Source organism: Fibrobacter sp. UWCM, assembly GCF_900129735.1.
Taxonomy (GTDB): Bacteria; Fibrobacterota; Fibrobacteria; order Fibrobacterales; family Fibrobacteraceae; genus Fibrobacter.
The window spans coordinates 226,506-242,884 of record NZ_FQWR01000001.1; the positions used below are offsets into that span (position 1 = coordinate 226,506).

At 56.5% G+C, this 16,379-nt stretch carries 15 protein-coding genes; 7 read left to right on the plus strand and 8 right to left on the minus strand.

Going from position 1 to position 16,379, the window contains the following annotated elements; all coding sequences use genetic code 11:
• Positions 1–28: 28 nt before the first annotated feature.
• The 3 genes from rfbC to miaA are packed head-to-tail and all read right to left on the minus strand — an operon-like array spanning position 29 to position 2,645.
• The gene (rfbC, locus tag BUB22_RS00835) at positions 29–592 is read right to left on the minus strand and encodes a dTDP-4-dehydrorhamnose 3,5-epimerase (RefSeq protein WP_073113509.1); all 564 of its coding nucleotides are present in this window, start codon (positions 590–592) and stop codon (positions 29–31) included.
• Positions 592–1,725 (minus strand): dTDP-glucose 4,6-dehydratase, encoded by a 1,134-nt coding sequence (locus tag BUB22_RS00840; RefSeq protein ID WP_073113510.1) that lies wholly within the window; start codon positions 1,723–1,725, stop codon positions 592–594. Before BUB22_RS00840 ends, rfbC begins: the two co-directional genes overlap by 1 nt.
• A gap of 29 nt (positions 1,726–1,754) precedes the next feature.
• Positions 1,755–2,645, minus strand: coding sequence for a tRNA (adenosine(37)-N6)-dimethylallyltransferase MiaA (gene miaA / locus BUB22_RS00845; RefSeq protein ID WP_073113511.1), 891 nt, complete (start codon positions 2,643–2,645; stop codon positions 1,755–1,757).
• Between the two features lie 28 nt (positions 2,646–2,673).
• Between miaA and BUB22_RS00850 the strand changes: the two genes are divergently transcribed.
• Both BUB22_RS00850 and BUB22_RS00855 read left to right on the plus strand, forming a co-directional pair.
• Positions 2,674–3,807 (plus strand): divergent polysaccharide deacetylase family protein, encoded by a 1,134-nt coding sequence (locus BUB22_RS00850; RefSeq protein WP_073113614.1) that lies wholly within the window; start codon positions 2,674–2,676, stop codon positions 3,805–3,807.
• Positions 3,808–3,812: 5 nt separating this feature from the next.
• Complete coding sequence (locus tag BUB22_RS00855) at positions 3,813–4,544, plus strand: pyridoxine 5'-phosphate synthase (protein WP_072809148.1); 732 nt, start codon at positions 3,813–3,815, stop codon at positions 4,542–4,544.
• Positions 4,545–4,601: 57 nt separating this feature from the next.
• Here BUB22_RS00855 and truA read toward each other — a convergent pair whose 3' ends face one another.
• The 3 genes from truA to BUB22_RS00870 form a co-directional block, all read right to left on the minus strand.
• Positions 4,602–5,354 carry a tRNA pseudouridine(38-40) synthase TruA gene (truA, locus tag BUB22_RS00860; RefSeq protein ID WP_072809150.1) on the minus strand — a complete coding sequence of 251 codons (753 nt, stop codon included), beginning with the start codon at positions 5,352–5,354 and terminating at the stop codon, positions 4,602–4,604.
• Positions 5,355–6,287: a hypothetical protein gene (locus BUB22_RS00865; protein WP_072809152.1), complete on the minus strand. Its 933-nt coding sequence runs from the start codon at positions 6,285–6,287 to the stop codon at positions 5,355–5,357.
• 271 nt (positions 6,288–6,558) lie between these two features.
• Entirely contained in the window at positions 6,559–7,932 is a 1,374-nt protein-coding gene (locus tag BUB22_RS00870) for a GGDEF domain-containing protein (protein ID WP_072809154.1), read from the minus strand.
• A 99-nt stretch (positions 7,933–8,031) separates the two neighbouring features.
• Between BUB22_RS00870 and BUB22_RS00875 the strand changes: the two genes are divergently transcribed.
• Both BUB22_RS00875 and BUB22_RS00880 read left to right on the plus strand, forming a co-directional pair.
• Positions 8,032–10,605, plus strand: a complete 2,574-nt coding sequence (locus BUB22_RS00875) for a TIGR03960 family B12-binding radical SAM protein (RefSeq protein ID WP_073113512.1) — start codon at positions 8,032–8,034, stop codon at positions 10,603–10,605.
• A 147-nt stretch (positions 10,606–10,752) separates the two neighbouring features.
• Positions 10,753–11,397, plus strand: coding sequence for a hypothetical protein (locus BUB22_RS00880; protein WP_073113513.1), 645 nt, complete (start codon positions 10,753–10,755; stop codon positions 11,395–11,397).
• Positions 11,398–11,521: 124 nt separating this feature from the next.
• On the opposite strand, the gene BUB22_RS00885 is transcribed toward BUB22_RS00880, so the two are convergent.
• Positions 11,522–11,734, minus strand: a complete 213-nt coding sequence (locus BUB22_RS00885) for a DUF6812 domain-containing protein (protein ID WP_072809161.1) — start codon at positions 11,732–11,734, stop codon at positions 11,522–11,524.
• Between the two features lie 111 nt (positions 11,735–11,845).
• Between BUB22_RS00885 and BUB22_RS00890 the strand changes: the two genes are divergently transcribed.
• The 3 genes from BUB22_RS00890 to BUB22_RS00900 are packed head-to-tail and all read left to right on the plus strand — an operon-like array spanning position 11,846 to position 15,305.
• Entirely contained in the window at positions 11,846–12,679 is an 834-nt protein-coding gene (locus BUB22_RS00890; RefSeq protein ID WP_073113514.1) for an LOG family protein, read from the plus strand.
• A gap of 57 nt (positions 12,680–12,736) precedes the next feature.
• A complete protein-coding gene (locus BUB22_RS00895; RefSeq protein WP_254794579.1) occupies positions 12,737–13,840 on the plus strand; it encodes a protein kinase domain-containing protein in 1,104 nt (367 codons plus the stop codon).
• Between the two features lies 1 nt (position 13,841).
• Entirely contained in the window at positions 13,842–15,305 is a 1,464-nt protein-coding gene (locus BUB22_RS00900) for a hypothetical protein (RefSeq protein WP_073113515.1), read from the plus strand.
• Positions 15,306–15,362: 57 nt separating this feature from the next.
• Here the strand turns inward: BUB22_RS00900 and galE are convergent, their stop codons facing one another.
• Complete coding sequence (galE, locus tag BUB22_RS00905; RefSeq protein WP_072809167.1) at positions 15,363–16,340, minus strand: UDP-glucose 4-epimerase GalE; 978 nt, start codon at positions 16,338–16,340, stop codon at positions 15,363–15,365.
• Positions 16,341–16,379: the final 39 nt, after the last annotated feature.

Genomic DNA, 16,379 nt, shown 5'->3' on the forward strand with positions numbered 1-16,379 from the left:
CCCGCCTGCGCGGGCATGACAAAAGGAATTACACTTCAAACGCGAAGCCCAGGTCCTTGAGCGGCGGGTTCTTCGTGTCCTTTTCGGAGAGGAGCGGTTCGAAGCCGTTGCCCACCGGCCACTCGATGCCGATTTCGGGGTCGTTCCACATGAGGCCGCCTTCGTCCTTCGGGTCGTAGAGGCGGGTGCACTTGTACACGAAAGTCGCAGTTTCACTGAGCACCACGAAACCGTGCGCAAATCCCTCGGGAATGTAGAACTGCTTCTTGTTCTCGGCGGAGAGCGTAACACCTTCCCACTTGCCAAACGTGGGGCTACCCTTGCGCAGGTCCACCGCCACGTCGAAGACTTCGCCTTCGATGACGCGCACGAGCTTACCCTGCGGGTTCTTCTTCTGGAAGTGGAGTCCGCGGAGCACGCCCTTCTTGCTTCTGGATTCGTTATCTTGTACGAAAACCATGTTTAAGCCGGCTGCGTCGAATTCAGCCTTGTTGTAGGTTTCCATAAAATAGCCGCGATGGTCGCCATAGACCGTCGGCTCGATGATTGTCACGCCCTCGATGGAGGTTTTGATAAAGTTAAACTTTCCCATTATCTGTTCCCGTACATTTTTTCGTAATACTTTTCGTAGTCGCCGCTCGTGATGTTGTCGAGCCATTCCTGGTTGTCGAGGTACCAGCGCACCGTCTTCTCGATGCCTTCCTCGAACTGGAGGCTTGGTTCCCAGCCGAGTTCCTTCTGAAGCTTGGTGGAGTCGATGGCGTAGCGGGCGTCGTGGCCCAGGCGGTCCGTCACATAAGTGATCAGGTTCATGTCCTCGTCTTCGGCGCGACCGAGGAGCCTGTCAACGGTCTTGATGACGACCTTGATGATGTCGATGTTCTTCCATTCGTTGAAGCCGCCGATGTTGTACGTCTCGGCAATTTTGCCGTTATGGAAAATCACGTCGATGGCACGGGCATGGTCTTCCACGAAGAGCCAGTCGCGAACGTTCTCGCCCTTGCCATAAACCGGGAGCGGTTTCTTGTGGCGGATATTGTTGATGAAAAGCGGGATGAGTTTTTCGGGGAACTGGTACGGGCCGTAGTTGTTACTGCAGTTCGTGACAATCGTCGGCATGCCGTAGGTGTCGTGGAACGCGCGCACGAAGTGGTCGGAGCCGGCCTTAGAGGCAGAATACGGAGAATGCGGCGTGTACTTCGTCGTCTCGTAGAAGAAGTCGTCGCCGTACGCCAGGTGGTGTTCGCTGGAGCTAGCCGTCGTGGTAAACGGGGGCGTGATGCCTTCCGGGTGGTTCATCTTGAGGGCACCATAGACTTCATCGGTCGAAATGTGGTAGAAGCGCTTGCCCTCGTACTTTTCGGGCAATGATTCCCAGTAGAGCTTCGCAGCCTGAAGCAGGCTCAAAGTTCCCATGACGTTCGTCTTGGCAAACGTGAACGGGTCCTTGATGGAGCGGTCCACGTGGCTTTCTGCCGCCAGGTGGATGATACCGTCTACATGTTCGTCCTGCATAAGCTTGTAGAACGCGTCGAAGTCGCAGATGTCCATCTTCACGAACTTGTAGTTCGGCTTGTTCTCGATATCCTTGAGGTTCGCGAGGTTGCCCGCATAGGTAAGCTTATCGAGGTTGATAATCTTGTATTCCGGGTACTTGTTCACGAACAGGCGAACCACGTGGCTTCCGATAAAGCCTGCACCGCCGGTAATGACGATATTCTTCATAAAAACTCCAGTTTTATGGAGCAAATATATTAAATCTGGCCTACGATATACTCGTACGGGTTCGCGAGAGTTTCCAAATCTACGGAAACAGAGGGAATTTGCCAGCGGAACCATGTCAGCTGGCGTTTCGCGTAGTTGCGGGTCTTGCGTTTGACCTCATCGACAACCCGCGCCACATCCGCAGGTGATGTCGCCTGCAGGAGTTCACGGTACCCGAGACTCTGCCATGCGGGAGCATCGAGCGGCACGTTCTTTGCAAGGCGGTGAACCTCATCGAGCCAGCCATCCGCCATCATTTTGTCCACGCGGGCGTTGATGCGGGCGTACAGGTTTTCGCGCGAACGCTGGAGCCAGAAAACGGGAACCTGCCCGATACCACCCTCGCGTTCCTTTTGCCAGTCCGAAAGCTTGCGGCCCGTCGCCTGCCACACTTCCAGTATGCGGATGATGCGCTGGGCGTTTTCCTTCTCGACTCCGGCCATCGCCTCGGGGTCTACTTCCTGCGCAGTTTTGAACAAACTATCAAGACCTTCGCAGACAGCTTTTTCTTCAAGGCCTACACGCACACCCGGCTCTATCTTCGGGATTTTCGGGAGCCCGAGCATCAGCGACTGCAGGTAAAGTCCCGTACCGCCAACCGCAATGTAGTTCCTGCCGGGATTTGCTTCCAGAAGTTCGCGCACGTTCCTGCAAAAATCCCCCGCCGAAAAAGTTTCCCGCGGGTCAAGGAAGTTTACCATGTGGTGTTTCACCCGCTCCATTTCTGCAGGTGAAGGCTGTGCCGTCCCTATCGCGAAGCCCGTGTATATCTGGCGCGAATCCACCCCGATTATTTCGACATCGAATCGTTCCGCGAGGTCGAGCGAAAGGCGCGACTTCCCTATTCCCGTGGCTCCGGCGATTGCAAAGAGGATTGGCATGCCCGCAATATAATTATATTTGGAGGGGATGAAAAACGCAAAGCATATAATCGCCATATTTATTGTTCTCGGGGTACTCGCTACGGCAGCCTACCTGCTTCCCAAGAGCGACATAGATAGTTTTATTTCTGAAAAGATGGCAAACGACTCTGCTGCCGAAGTAGCGGATACGAATTCCGTACAGGACACCACGCCCTTCATTGACCGCATGAAGGCAGACATAGGCGTTATCCAGGCGCAGTTCTCCCGCCGGAAAAAGCGCGACGTGTGGACTCTCGGGAACGGAACCACGATTATCCGCTACCTGTTGCAGGCGAAGCGGTTCATCGACAAGAACAACGGGAAGGTCCTCTACATGGAGGAGCTTTTCAACGACAACGACGCGTTCCAGTCTGCAAACCTGGACGCGCTCTCCCCCGATGGCGATACGCTCCGGATAAACCTGCAAATATCACGCAACATATTCCGCGACAACGCATCGTACCTTTCAGTCTCGTTCCAGATAACCGGAGAAGCTTTCCAGCAAAAAAGGATTATGCCCGAAATCATCGCGGCGCTCAATTCGCTCGACTACCCCTACGACCTGCTGATAACCCCGTTCGACATGCCGAAGGGCTTCTACCCCGACCTGGACAAGATAAAGAACAAGGAACTCGTACTGTGGCTTCTCATGGAATCGAACAGCCTTGACAGCAGGCACAAGAACATGCGCGCCATCCGCAGTTACCTCACGGAAGACCAGATTTCAGAAATCATTACGGACGCCAAGACGCTCGTACCCTCGGCAAACGGGATAGCCACGCGATTCGCCGACAAGGCAGTCGAACACAAGCCGCTGCTGCAGGCGGTACTCAACGCAGCGAAGGCTCACCAGCTGTGGTTTGCTGACCTTTCGGGCAACAGCAAATCCAAGGTTTCGGACGTCTGCCCCGAAGTGGGCATGAACTGCAAGATTATCACGCCCTACAACCCCTCGAACAGCAGCATTGACGACTTCGTCCACAAGAAACTCCGCGGGGCGGCAAGGAGCGGCATGGCGGCAATCATTCTCCCCCTCACGCTCGAGAGCGTCCAGAAAGTCAAGACATTGAAAGAAAAAACGACCGCGCAGGGTACCACGCTCATAAATTTATCTACCTTTATGAACACCAACAAGGAGTAGTTTCCATGACCGTAAAACTGGGTGTCAACGTAGACCACATCGCCACTATCCGTGAAGCACGCAAGATCCGCGAACCGGATCCGGTTGCCGCAGCGATTATTGCCGAACTCGCAGGCTGCAACGGCATTGTTGCCCACCTGCGCGAAGACAAGCGTCACATCCAGGACCGCGACCTCAAGCTTTTGCGCGGCACGGTTTCCACGAAACTCAACCTCCAGATTTCTACCAATCCCGAGATGGTGCAGTTCGCCATCAACGTGCAGCCCGACATGGTGACGCTCGTACCCGAGAACAGCCAGGAAATCACGACCGAGGCGGGCATGAACGTCGCGGCAAAGATTGACGAGATTGCAAAAATCGTGATGACCCTCAAGAACAACGACATCGCGACATGCATCTTCATCGACCCCGAAACCGAGCAGGTGAAGGCATCGAAGAAGGTCGGTGCCGACTTCGTGGAATTCAGCACCGCAAGATACGCCTCGGCTTGCGACCTCGGCAGCATCCAGGAAGTCAACCGCGAAATTTCCGCCATCCAGGACATGACCGTCCTTGCAAAGAAGTACGGCCTGCGCGTCAATGCAGGTCACGGTCTCAACTACAGGAACGTGGAAGCCATTGCAGCCATCGAGGGCATCGAGGAACTCAACATCGGCCACAGCATCGTGGCGAGGGCAGTCCTCGTGGGCCTTGAACGCGCCGTGAAGGAAATGCTCGACCTGCTCAGGCGTCAATAGTGACTAGTCATTAGTCATTAGTCATTGGTCATTGGTTATACGACCAACAACAAGAACTCAGTAATCGCTGTATTCTACATCCTGGAGCACAAGCCCCTGGGGAGGAGCCCAGGTACGTTCGCCCTTGAAATCCTTGGCGAATATCTTTTCCACCGTACCCAGCGGGTAACGCCCGCGGCCGATATCAAATAACGTTCCGACCATCGCGCGGACCTGCCGGTGCAAAAATCGGTTGCCCCTGATGTGGAACATGCAGCTCCAGTCGTTCAGGCGTTCCAGGCGAAATTCCGTCAGCGTGCAGAGAGTGGACTTGCCGTCGTTACGGGGAATGCAGAAATCGATAAAGTCATGTTCGCCCAGGAAGGCCTTCGCCTCGCATTCCATTACATCCAAGTTAAGGTCAACGCTGCCGCATTCCCAGCCAAAGTCGCGCATCAGGGCTACGGGCCGCGTAAAGATGGTGTACTGGTAGTAACGCGAAAGCGCGTCGTAGCGGGAATGGAACTCGCTCGGGCACGCTTCGAGGTCACGTATGCGGATGAGTCTCTTGGTGAGGCCGTTTACGGAGCGGACCGTACGTACCGGGTCCAGTTCGCCGTCGAAATCGAAGTGGACGCACTGCCCGCGGGCATGCACGCCCGTATCCGTACGCCCGGAACCCACCACGCGGATAGGCGCGCGGAGAGCCGTAGTCAGGGCTTCCTCGAGAGTGGACTGCACCGTAACAAAGCGCGTCTTGCCCGCGCAGTTCTGTTCTTGCCAACCGTAGAAGGCGCTTCCCAGGTATTCACAGCGGAAGCGGTAACGCATCTAGTTCCCCGATTCTAGGGATTCCTTGATAACGGCCTCGACCTGATCTTGCGGAATCTTCAACTGCGATGCGATTGCGGAAGCAGGGAACCCGCGGCGGGACATCTGCATGATCTTCGTCTTCTCGGTGAGTTCGCGATCGAACCTGCTGGTCTTGAGGGGCGATTTCGCCTGCAGGGTCGGGTCGCCCGTCATGTTGTGGCTCTGCGCACGAATCTTCATGGTGCGGTCACGGGTCACGCCGCGCGGGGAGCGGAGCACGTCGGAAAGCGACTGCATGGCCGAGGTGATGCGTTCCTTCGCCGTAGGCCTGAGCTGCGGGCGCGGCGCATCGAGGTCGGTCGTCATAATCTTGTTCTCGGGCACGCCGTTCTCGTCCTCGAAAGCCATCTTGGGCAGTTCCTGCTGCTTTTCGCGCTCGGCGAACTCGGACACTTCGTCTATGATGGAACGCTTCTGCGGGCGGGGGCGCGCAATCGTCTCGTCGTCGAGCCCTCCCTTCGGTTCCTTGAAACGCTGTTCTTCCGCAGCCTTGATGGCCTCCATCTTCATGGTGAGGACCTTCTTCCTGTGCGCAAGGACGGCGAAAAGCAAGATAATGCAAAGGATAATCGCAGCGACGCCCCCCGCAATCCAGAGCATGGTCTCGCTGGAAACTCCCAGCGGGTTTTCCGCAGCGACGGGCACGGGTGCAGTCCTCATATCGCCCAGGGATTCCCAGGACTGTTCCAGTTCGGTGCGTATACTAAGCTGTAAATCGGGGTTTCCCTGAGCCTCGAACAGGGCTACCTGCAGGGAATCTATCCTGCTGCGGGCTTCCAGGTAGGATTCCGCATCAAAAGACGACTTAACCGCGGAAAAATCAAGGAGCAAATAGGCGCCAAGCCCTGCTGCCACGATAAACAAGACAACTGGAGCAATAAACTTCTTCATACGGCATATAATTTAGAAAATGAAGGCCGATTATTTCCAGGCAAAACGGCGAAATCGCCCCTTTTTGAAAAACGGGACGCTTCGCCCCGCTTTTTTGCGGGTGGTGTGAAGTTCTCTACACTTTTTTGGAAAAAACACAAATTTAATGTCCACGACCTATTTTTTTTACTATCTTATAGTACAAGAACTCTTTGTTCTCCTCCTAACCCCAAAGAACACCCCGGCTTCGGTCGGGGTGTTTTGGTTTATAGTCCTTGTTTTTTGCGGGAAACTACGTGCGGAGAGCGCCGAACGACACAGCCCTGTCGCCGCCGTTCTCGAGTGCCGCCTTGAGGGCCACCTGCGCGTTGTAGATGAGGGTTCCCTCGTCAATCGCGTGGTCGGGCATCACGGACACGCCAAGGCTCAGCTTGGTCGCGAGGATTCCGTCGCCGTAGGAAATCTGCAACTGAGAAATCTCGTTACGGATGCGTTCTGCGCGTTCAAGCGTAATCTTGCAATCGGCGCCGGGCAGAATCACGCACAGCACGTTACCGTCGAACCTGCAGGGGATATCTTCGGTGCGGATGAACCCGGGCAGGCGCTGGCCCAGTTCCCAGAGCAGCTGCTCGAGGGCATGGTTGCCCTTCTCGGTCTTGATGGCTTCGGCCGCATCGGGGTAAATCATGATTATCCCTATCGGGGTCGCATGGCGGTTTGCGGCAGCCACTTCGCGGCGCAGGGATTCTTCCATGTAGCGCCTGTTGAACAGCCCCGTAAGGTTGTCGCGGATGCTGTGCTGCTGGAACCGCAAGTTGAGGTTCTGGTTTGCCACGTAAAGCCCGAAGGTCGCGGCGACAATGCTCACCTTCGCCTTCCAGAATTCAAGAGAATCGCCCTCGGGGAACTTGTCCACCTGGACCGAGAGGATGCCGAAATGCTCCTCGAGGCCTTCAATCGGGGCGCAGAAGGAAACACCCTGCGGGTGGTGGTGCAGGTGGGTGCATCCGCCCGTAAATTCACCGGAGGTATAGTCGCTCACCACGACATCGCCCACGTTGTAGCTCGCGCATTCGCCCGGCATAATCACGTCATCACTGATAACGTAATCGCCGAACGAGAGAATCTTGTGGAGTTCGGTCTGCACGCCGCCGTACATGTAGAGGATGCCTGCGCCACCCGGGAACAGTTCGGGGAGCGACTTCTCGAGAGCCTCCACCACATCGGGGAACGGCCTGTTCTTGAGGATACGCTTGCAGAACGTGTTCCAGGCATCGAGCGGGAAGGCGTGCTGTACGGCATCCACCTGCTTGAGGGCCTCGGCTGCCGGAATCGCTTCGGGAGGGAGAATGCTGTCGAAAGGCTTCTTCTTTACGCTCGGGCCTTCGAAAGGCTGCGGTTCATCGCTCAGGGACGGGACAACGGGCACATACTCGGTTTTCGGGGATGCGTTGCGGGTCTCATTGAGGGCTTCGGTAAAGTTCGCTTCGGCTTCGGTGAACTTGCGCTTGCAATGGCTGTAGTACAGGAGGCCGAGAACCGCGCCCCAGGCTCCAATCAATACAAATTTCAGGTGCAGGGCCAGAGTCTTTTCGGGTACGAAATAGGCCGCGACGACACCGCCGACAAAAAATACAAGGCAAAGGAAATAAGAAAAGAAGCTCATACCATAAATTTATCAAAAGAAATATGTTTTCGTTCTCAAGTAAACGAAAATTTTATAAAAAAACGTGCTTTTAAGGTTCCTTTTTCTAAATTTGACACTATGACCATCCTCGAAAAAATCGCCTTAGCGTTACCCGCCGTAGAAAGTCCAGCCCGTTACATGGGCGGCGAGGCGAACAGCGTGGTAAAGGACCACAGCCAGATGCTCTGCCGCATGGCGTTCGTATTCCCGGACACCTACGAAATCGGGATGAGCAACAACGGCATCCGCATCCTGTACCACGTGATAAACCGCGAGAGCGACCTGCTTTGCGAAGTCTCGTTCGCGCCGTGGGACGACATGGCCCGCGAGATGGCGAAGTACGATATTCCGCTGTACAGCTACGCGACCTACACGCCGGTACGCGAATTCGAAGTGGTGGGCATGACGCTCCAGACGGAGCTGAACTTCACGAACGTGCCCTACGTGCTGGAACTCGCCCGCATTCCCGCGTGGCAGAAGGACCGCAAGGAAGATGACCCCATCGTGGTTGCCGGCGGGCCCTCGATGGCGAACCCCGAGCCCGTCGCCGACTTCTTCGACGCGTTCATGATTGGCGACGGGGAGAAAGTCATGATTGACTTTCTGCGGTGCGTAGGCGAGGGCCGCAAGGCGGGCCTCAGTCGCGCCGAAATACTCGAGAATTTATCAAAGATTGACGGCGTTTACGTGCCGAGCTTGCGCCCGGTGGTCACGAACGAATTCGGCGCGATTGTGCCGGCGGAACCTGCCGCCGGCGCCTACGCCACCACGAACGGGGTTCGCCGCCTGTTCATCCCGGTAATGGACCCGAAAGACTACCCGGTCAAAAACCTCATCGCAAACATGCAGCTGGTACACAACCGCTTCAGCGTGGAAGTCATGCGCGGCTGTGCGCAGGGTTGCCGTTTTTGCCAGGCGGGCATCTGGTACCGCCCGTGCCGCGAACTCAATCCGGACGATGTCCTCGACATCGCGAAGGCGGGCATCCGCGCCACCGGCGAACGCGAACTCGGGCTTTTGAGCCTTTCTACCGCCGACTACAAGCCGGTGGAGGCCCTCACCGACAGCATCATCGACGACCCGTTCTTCGATACGGTGGACGTGAGCCTCCCGAGCATCCGCGTGAACAGTTTCGGGCAGACGCTCGCCGGCAAGATTGCAGCCCTCAAGGGTGGCCGCAGCGCCACGTTCGCTCCCGAGACGGGCTCCGAGCGCATCCGCAAGATGATCAACAAGACCATCAGCGACCAGGACATGTACGATGCCGCCGAGCACGCGTTCAGCAGCGGGTTCAACAAGATTAAGTTGTACACAATGATTGGGTTCCCGACCGAGAACCTGGACGACATGCAGGCATTCTGCGACCTCATCTTCAATCTCGTGAAAATCGGGCGCAAGTACAACCGCGGCATCCAGATTGCGGTCAGCATCGGCATCCTCATCCCGAAATCCTTTACCGCGCTCCAGTGGGCGCCCTACATGGACAAGGAAACCGCGCTCAAGCATATCCGCTTCGTGCGCGAAAAGTTCTTCAAGCACCCGAACGTGAAAATCAACTGGGCCAGCTGGGAAACGAGCTTCCTCGAGGCCATCTACAGCCGTGGCGACCGTAGCCTCGGGCCCGTCATCTACGAGGCCTACAAGCAGGGAATCATCTTTGAGAGCGACAGCTACCGGTTCGACTTTGCCAAGTGGGAAGCCGTCTGGCAAAAGATGGGCTACGACACCAGCTGGGTATACCGCGAGCGCGAAAAGAGCGAGGTGTTCCCGTGGGACTTCATCCATGCGGGTACCACCAAGCAGTACCTGCGCCGCGAGTGGGAGAAGGCGTTCGACCCGAACAGCGCGCCCGTCCCCAACTGCAAGTGGGGCGACTGCCAGAAGTGCGGCATTCCCGGGTTCGGCGACGAAATCAGGCTCGCCGACGACCCCGTACGCCACAAGGCACCGAGCCGCACTCCCGAAGAAATCAAGAAGCTCGTCGCGGAACGCCGCCCGAAAAAGACGGAAAGTTTCAGCTACAAGATTACCTTCAAGAAGACAGGCCTCAGCCGCTTTTTGCCGCACCAGAACATGCTCAGCTTCTTCGAGCGCACGTTCCTGTGTGCGGGCATCCCCGTAAAGTTCAGCGAAGGCTTCAGTCCCAAACCGCGCATCTCGAACATGGGCGCGCTCCCGCTGGGCCTCGAGACGTACTGCGAAATCATCAGCGTGGACTTACTGCAGAAGCTCGACATATCGCCCGAGAACCTCCCCCGCCTCATGGAACAACTGAGCGCGCCGTTCCCGCGGGGCATGGAAATCGTGAACATCGAGCCGCTGAAGGAAAAGCTCAGCAAGCACTTCCCGAAGGCGATGGTTTACCGCCACACGCCCGAAAGCATCCCCGCCGACCTGATGGAGCGGTTCAACGCGAAGGCGCTCCCCGTCGTGAAGAACCACCGCGGGCAGGAAATCGACCTGAACGAGCACGTGCTCGGCATCGACACTGTAAACGGAGCTCTCTTCGTGAAGGTAAAGTGCAACGACCAGGGCTGTACGGCGAGCCCGTTCGTAATCTACGCGGGCCTCCTCGGGTTCGAAATCGACCCCGCCAAGCTCGACGAGGTTTCCAGGCGGTTCCTGATTGCGAAAGTCAGCATGGAACTCTAGTCATTAGTAGTTGGCCACTAGTCAATAGTAAAAAAAAGGCCATTGACCAATGACTATTGGCTATTGACCTTATGAATTGTATAGACAAGAACCTGGATATAGTTTATATTTCAAGTAGCAAATCAAATTTCCACAAGGAGTATGGTAATGAAAAAGATTTTCCTCGCAGCCCTCACGGCTATGGCACTCTGCAGCTACAGCTACGCTCAGGACGACGAAGACGAATACGAAGAAGACGAAGCCCCGGCGGCCGCCGCCCCCGCTCCGGCACCTGCCGCATCTGAAAGCAGCGCACCTGCCGCAGCCCCCGCCCAGTCCGGTGCAGGCTTCATGGGTCTCGGTCTTGACATCCAGGAAACCTTCGGCGCAGGCCTTCCGACGTTCTTCCTGAACTTCAAGCTCGCCCCGAACATGGAACTCTACGCCATCTTGGGCATGTTCCACCACGGCGAAACCTCTGGTGAAAGCAAGGCTAACGGCGGCGAACAGGACGGCCAAGACGATTATACCCAAATCAGCCTCGGTGCAGGTTTCGACTTTGTCGCAGCCCAGATGCTCCTCCCCGTTTCCCTCGGTGGCGAACTCATCTTCAACCACTTGGGCGAAGACAACAACCGCTTCGACGTGAACCTCCTCGCCGGTTTCCGCGTGAATCCCGTGGCAAACTTCTACTTGACTGCCAAGGCAGGGCTTTCCTTTATGTACTCCTCCTGGGAAGATCCGAATTGGGAATACAGCCGCATCGACTTGGCCTTCAAGACCCGCTTTGTCGCCACCTGGTTCTTCATGTAATCCAGGCCGGATAGATACAATTCAAGCCGCTCCGATTGGGGCGGCTTCTTTTTTTAGGAGGGATCCCCGCCTACGCGGGGATGACGACAATATTACGCGGGGATAACGGAGGTAATGAGGACCGCTACTCTGCGGGTAGGATAATCTCGATGTGGCTCGTGCTCACGTTGAGGAAGTGCGTGCGGAACAGGTCCTTGTCGTTCCTGTCGCTGACCTTCACCTGGGTTACCGCGATAAAGTCCTTGTTCTCGCGGATATAGTCGGTAAGGCGTTCGTCACGGAGCGTGTCGATCTCGCCCGTGATAATAAAGCTGTCGGTCCAAATCTTTACTAGCATACCCTAAATATAAAGTTTTTTCGGGAAATAAGTGAAATTTCTAAAAAAATTTGGTTCAATTTCGTATTTTGCAACATATATTATAGTAAAACAGCAAAAAGGACCCTTTTTATGGTTAAGAAGAAACTCCCCCCCGCACCGGGCCAGATGGCATACTTGAACAAGGAATTCATGGAGAGCGACGCAGGCCGCCCGCTCCGCATCCTTTCGGAATTTTACGAGCCCCAGCAAGTCTTTGAACAGGAAGAAATCAAGAACTCCATCGTCTTCTTTGGCTCGGCACGCACGCTGCCACCCGACGAAATCAAGAAGCGCCGCAAGGGTTGCAAGGACAAGAAGGAACTCGCCCGCCTCGCCAAGCTCGAGAAGGTGGCTGAATCGTACAATGCCGCCCGCGAACTCGGGCAGAAACTCGGCAAGTGGGCAAACAAGCGCCACCAGGGCTACGCCATCATGACGGGTGGCGGCCCCGGCATCATGGAAGCGGGCAACCGCGGCGCGACCGACGTGGGCACGCCCTCCATCGGGCTCAACATCAAGCTCCCGTTCGAACAGCACCCGAACCCCTACCTCGACGACGCCCTGAACCTGCAGTTCCGCTACTTCTTTATCCGCAAGTACTGGTTCCTAAAGAAGGCCCGCGCGCTCGTGGTGTTCCCCGGCGGTTTCGGCACGCTCGACGAGATGTTCGAGATGCTCACGCTTATCCAAACCGACAAGTACGCGCAGCAGCTGCCGGTCGTGATTTTCGATTCCAAGTTCTGGAAGAAGGCGGTGAACTGGGAGTACTTCGCCGAGACCGGAATGATCAACCCGGAAGACCTCAAGCTCTTCAAGTTCTGCGACACCGTGGACGAAGCTTACGACTATATTACGGGCGTGCTCGACAAGCAGGAAGAGGAATGGACACTCCTCACCTGGAACCGCGAAATCAAGAAGAAATAGTCCGGCCCGCGTCCCGGTAAAAACCTATATTTGGGCGCCAAACAGGAAGGCTTGATTATGATGCTCCGGAACTTTCTCGCTGAATCGCTCGACCGTATTTCCCGCAATCTTGCGCTGCGCCCGCAGTACACGATGCAGGAATACCAGAGGTGGTTCGACCAGAATCCGGAGTTCCTACACAACGGCGCGATGGAAAAAATCGAGCTCCTTGAGCCGCTCACGCTCGAGGGCACGAACAACCTGTACCGCGCTAACTTCTGGATACAGCACCCGAACGACGAGCGCCGTTACGGCGAGCGCGAAATCGTGGTAAAGATATGCAAGTTCTGGGCCACGCCGGGCAAGAACAGGCTCCACCGCCTGAACATGCTCCTGAGCGCATTCCAGGACGAAATCCGCATCAACAACCTGATACGCGCGACAAACATCGAGGGTGTGGTGCAGAGCTTTGGCGGGGGCATCGCCGGAAGGCACCCCTACCTGAAGATGGAATTCATCAAGGGCTGTTCGCTCGACCGCCTGTTCGACACGAATCTTACCGACGACGAGATATTGAAGCGCGTCGCCCAGATTGCCTACCTCGCGAATACGATTAGCCAGCTGCACTACTACCAGGTGGTGCACAAGGACCTGAAGCCGAAGAACCTGCTGCTGTGCCAGAACCCGCTGCACAAGAACAACCACAAGATTCTCATCTGCGACTTCGGCTACGCGCAGGCGAAACTCCGCGAGACGGTGAACGAATACGGCGGGCAGCTCACCCCGTGCTACAGCGCGCCCGAGCAGGCCATAATGGGAGAGAACCTCTCCTACTCCGTAGACTACTTCAGCTTCGGAATCATCGTGCACGAGTTCCTTACGGGCTACAAGCTGTTCCCGAAGGCGATGGACATCTTTATCGAGGACGGCCACAAGATTACGGACCGCTACCTCGAATACCTGAAGACCGGGCGCGAGAACCGTTTCAATGACAGCAGGTTCCCCGAACTTGCGCAATGGATAGACAGCCTCACGCTCTTCGACAGTTTCGAGCGCATGCAGAACTGCCCGAACCTTTTCGACATAGCCCACAAGCTCCGCGAACGCGTGAACGCGCAGGGCTACCGCGACGTGAATACCGACTTTTTGTGGAATCAACTTGGTGAATACGGGAAACGGTAATATGGACAAGTTTGTCAGGGATTGCAAGAAGTTTATCAAGAGACTCAGGGTACACCACTACATCGCATTCGCAGTGGTGCTCGGCATCGGCGTGTTCAATGCCGTCACGGCGCTTTCGCCCATGATAAGCCAAAAAGAACTCGAGAGCAACATCGAGAAATCGTTCGAGAAATGGTGGGCCGAGGAAGGCGCCGCGCAGTTCAGGACCGTAGGGCTCAGTGACGACGAAAAGACCAAGATGCAGGAATTCGTGCAGTACCGCGACAGGATTATCTCTGCGGGCAAGGGTTTCGATATCGACGAGCGCAAGAAGGCCATGAGGACGGAGTTCCGCGAATGGTGGGAAATCGGCGGCGGGAAGGAGCAGTACACCCGCGAGCACGGGAAATACCCCACCGAAAGGGAATTCGAGCGCGAATGCTACAAGTACATCAAGAACTACACCGACAAGTTCCTGCGGTACAACATGGCGTATGTGCCCAAGGACGGCGAACTCGAGCGCCTTACCACAAGCTGGCTGTTGTTCCCGAGTTTTGCGAGCTACCTGCTTTTTGCAATACTCTTCCTGTTTGCGTACGTGAGACTGTGCGAGCGCTGGGGCGTGCCCATTACCGCAGGGTTCTTCCTGTTGCTTGCCGTCACCGGCGGCCCGATTGTCGGAGTGTTTACCGACATGAGCCTCTTTAGCCACGCGAACGCGGAACGCTACATGGGCGCAAGTATCGCGCTCGCCTTTATGCTGGGCGCCACGGCGTTCGACCACAACAAGGACGACGTGCCCGCAATCGTGCGCGGGATAGCCGTTATGGGGTTCATGCTCGACGTCATCGTGAACGTGTTCGTAAACCCGAGCATTTCCACCGCGACGGCGATCGCTTCGTTCCCCGCATTCGGCCTGGGCGCGCTTGCCGGAATCAAGATGCCCAAGCGCAGGAAGAGTTTCTCGGAACTGCGCAAGGATGCCCTCGAGACCCGCATGAAGCAGACTGCCCAGAGGAACATTACCGCAGAGCGCCGCGTCAAGACGCGCATGCAGATGGATACCGGGTTCAGCGAGGCGCAGAAGGGCCACTACGATGCGGCAAAAATCAACCTGTGCCAGGCAATGACGGGCATGCTGCAGGAGCATCCGCTCGATACCGAAGGCCTGAAGAAACTCGCAGAACGCATGGTAAGCCCGAACCTGTTTATCGACGTCCCGAGCACGCAGTGGCTGGAATGGGGCGATACGGCAAGGTCGCGCATGTGCTACGAAGCGGCTCTCGAACTGCTCGAAAAAGGGCTCAAGCTCGAGAAAGACGCGAAGATTGCAAGGCGTGCGCTGTTTACCATCGGCGAGATACGCGTAAACCGCGGAATTGAACCTGAAGAAGGCATAAAGCGCCTGCAGAAGGTTGTCGAGATGAACGCCGAAGACCTGCTTGCCAAGCAGGCAAAGCGGATGCTGGAAAAAGCGGGTGTCTAAAAGAAATCCCCGGCCTAGCCAGGGATGTCTTTATTTTCGCGGGGCCGACAAGAGGGCCTATTTCTCGTTGGCGAGGTAGGCCTTCCAGGTCGTGGAAAGGAGCGTCTCCAGATCGCTGTACTGCGCCTTCCAGCCAAGAATCTCCAGGGCCTTCGCAGGGTTAGCCACAAGCGATGCCGGGTCGCCCGGGCGGCGCTCCACGATGCGGTACGGGCACTTGCGTCCGCTCACCTTCTCTGCCATGTGGATGACGTCGAGCACGGAACTCCCCTGCTGCACGCCGAGGTTCACGATGAGGCTCTTGTTGTTCTTCTGCAGGTAGTCGAACGCCATCCCGTGACCAATCGCGAGGTCGTTCACGTGGATGTAGTCGCGCACGCCCGTGCCATCGGGCGTATCGTAGTCGTTACCGAACACGAGCAGTTCCTTGCGCTTGCCGAGAATCGCTTCCATCACCACCGGAATGAGGTTCGCCGGGTTCTTCTCGAGTCCGCAGAGGCGGCCCTTCACGTCGTAGCCCGCGGCGTTAAAATAGCGGAGAGCCGCAAACTTGATTCCGCGTAGCTTATCGTACCACTTGAGGAACCCTTCGATGGCGAGTTTCGTGTAGCCGTAGTAGTTCTCGGGCTCGGTCGGGTGCTTTTCGTCGACCGGCTGATACTTCGGGGCGCCGTAGGTGGCCGCGGAACTCGAGAACACGAAGTACTTCACGCCGGCAGCGGAGGCGGCGTTCAGGATGTTGATGGAACCCGTGATGTTGTTCACGCTGTACTTTTCGGGGTTGATCATCGACTCGCCGGCGGCCTTGAAGGCGGCCAGGTGCACGAGGCCTTCGGGCTTGAAATCGTTCAGGAACTTGCCAATCTCTTCGGGGTGCAGGATGTCGCCCTTCACAAAACCCGCCTCGGGGAACAGGTTCTGCTCGAGACCGCTGCTGAGGTTGTCAAAAACGCAGACTTCGTGCCCGCGGTCAAGAAGTTCACGCGTCGTGTGGGATCCAATGTAGCCGGCACCGCCGATAACTGCAATCTTCATGTCTTTTCCTTTTCTAATTGACCGCTCGCGCGGACTCGG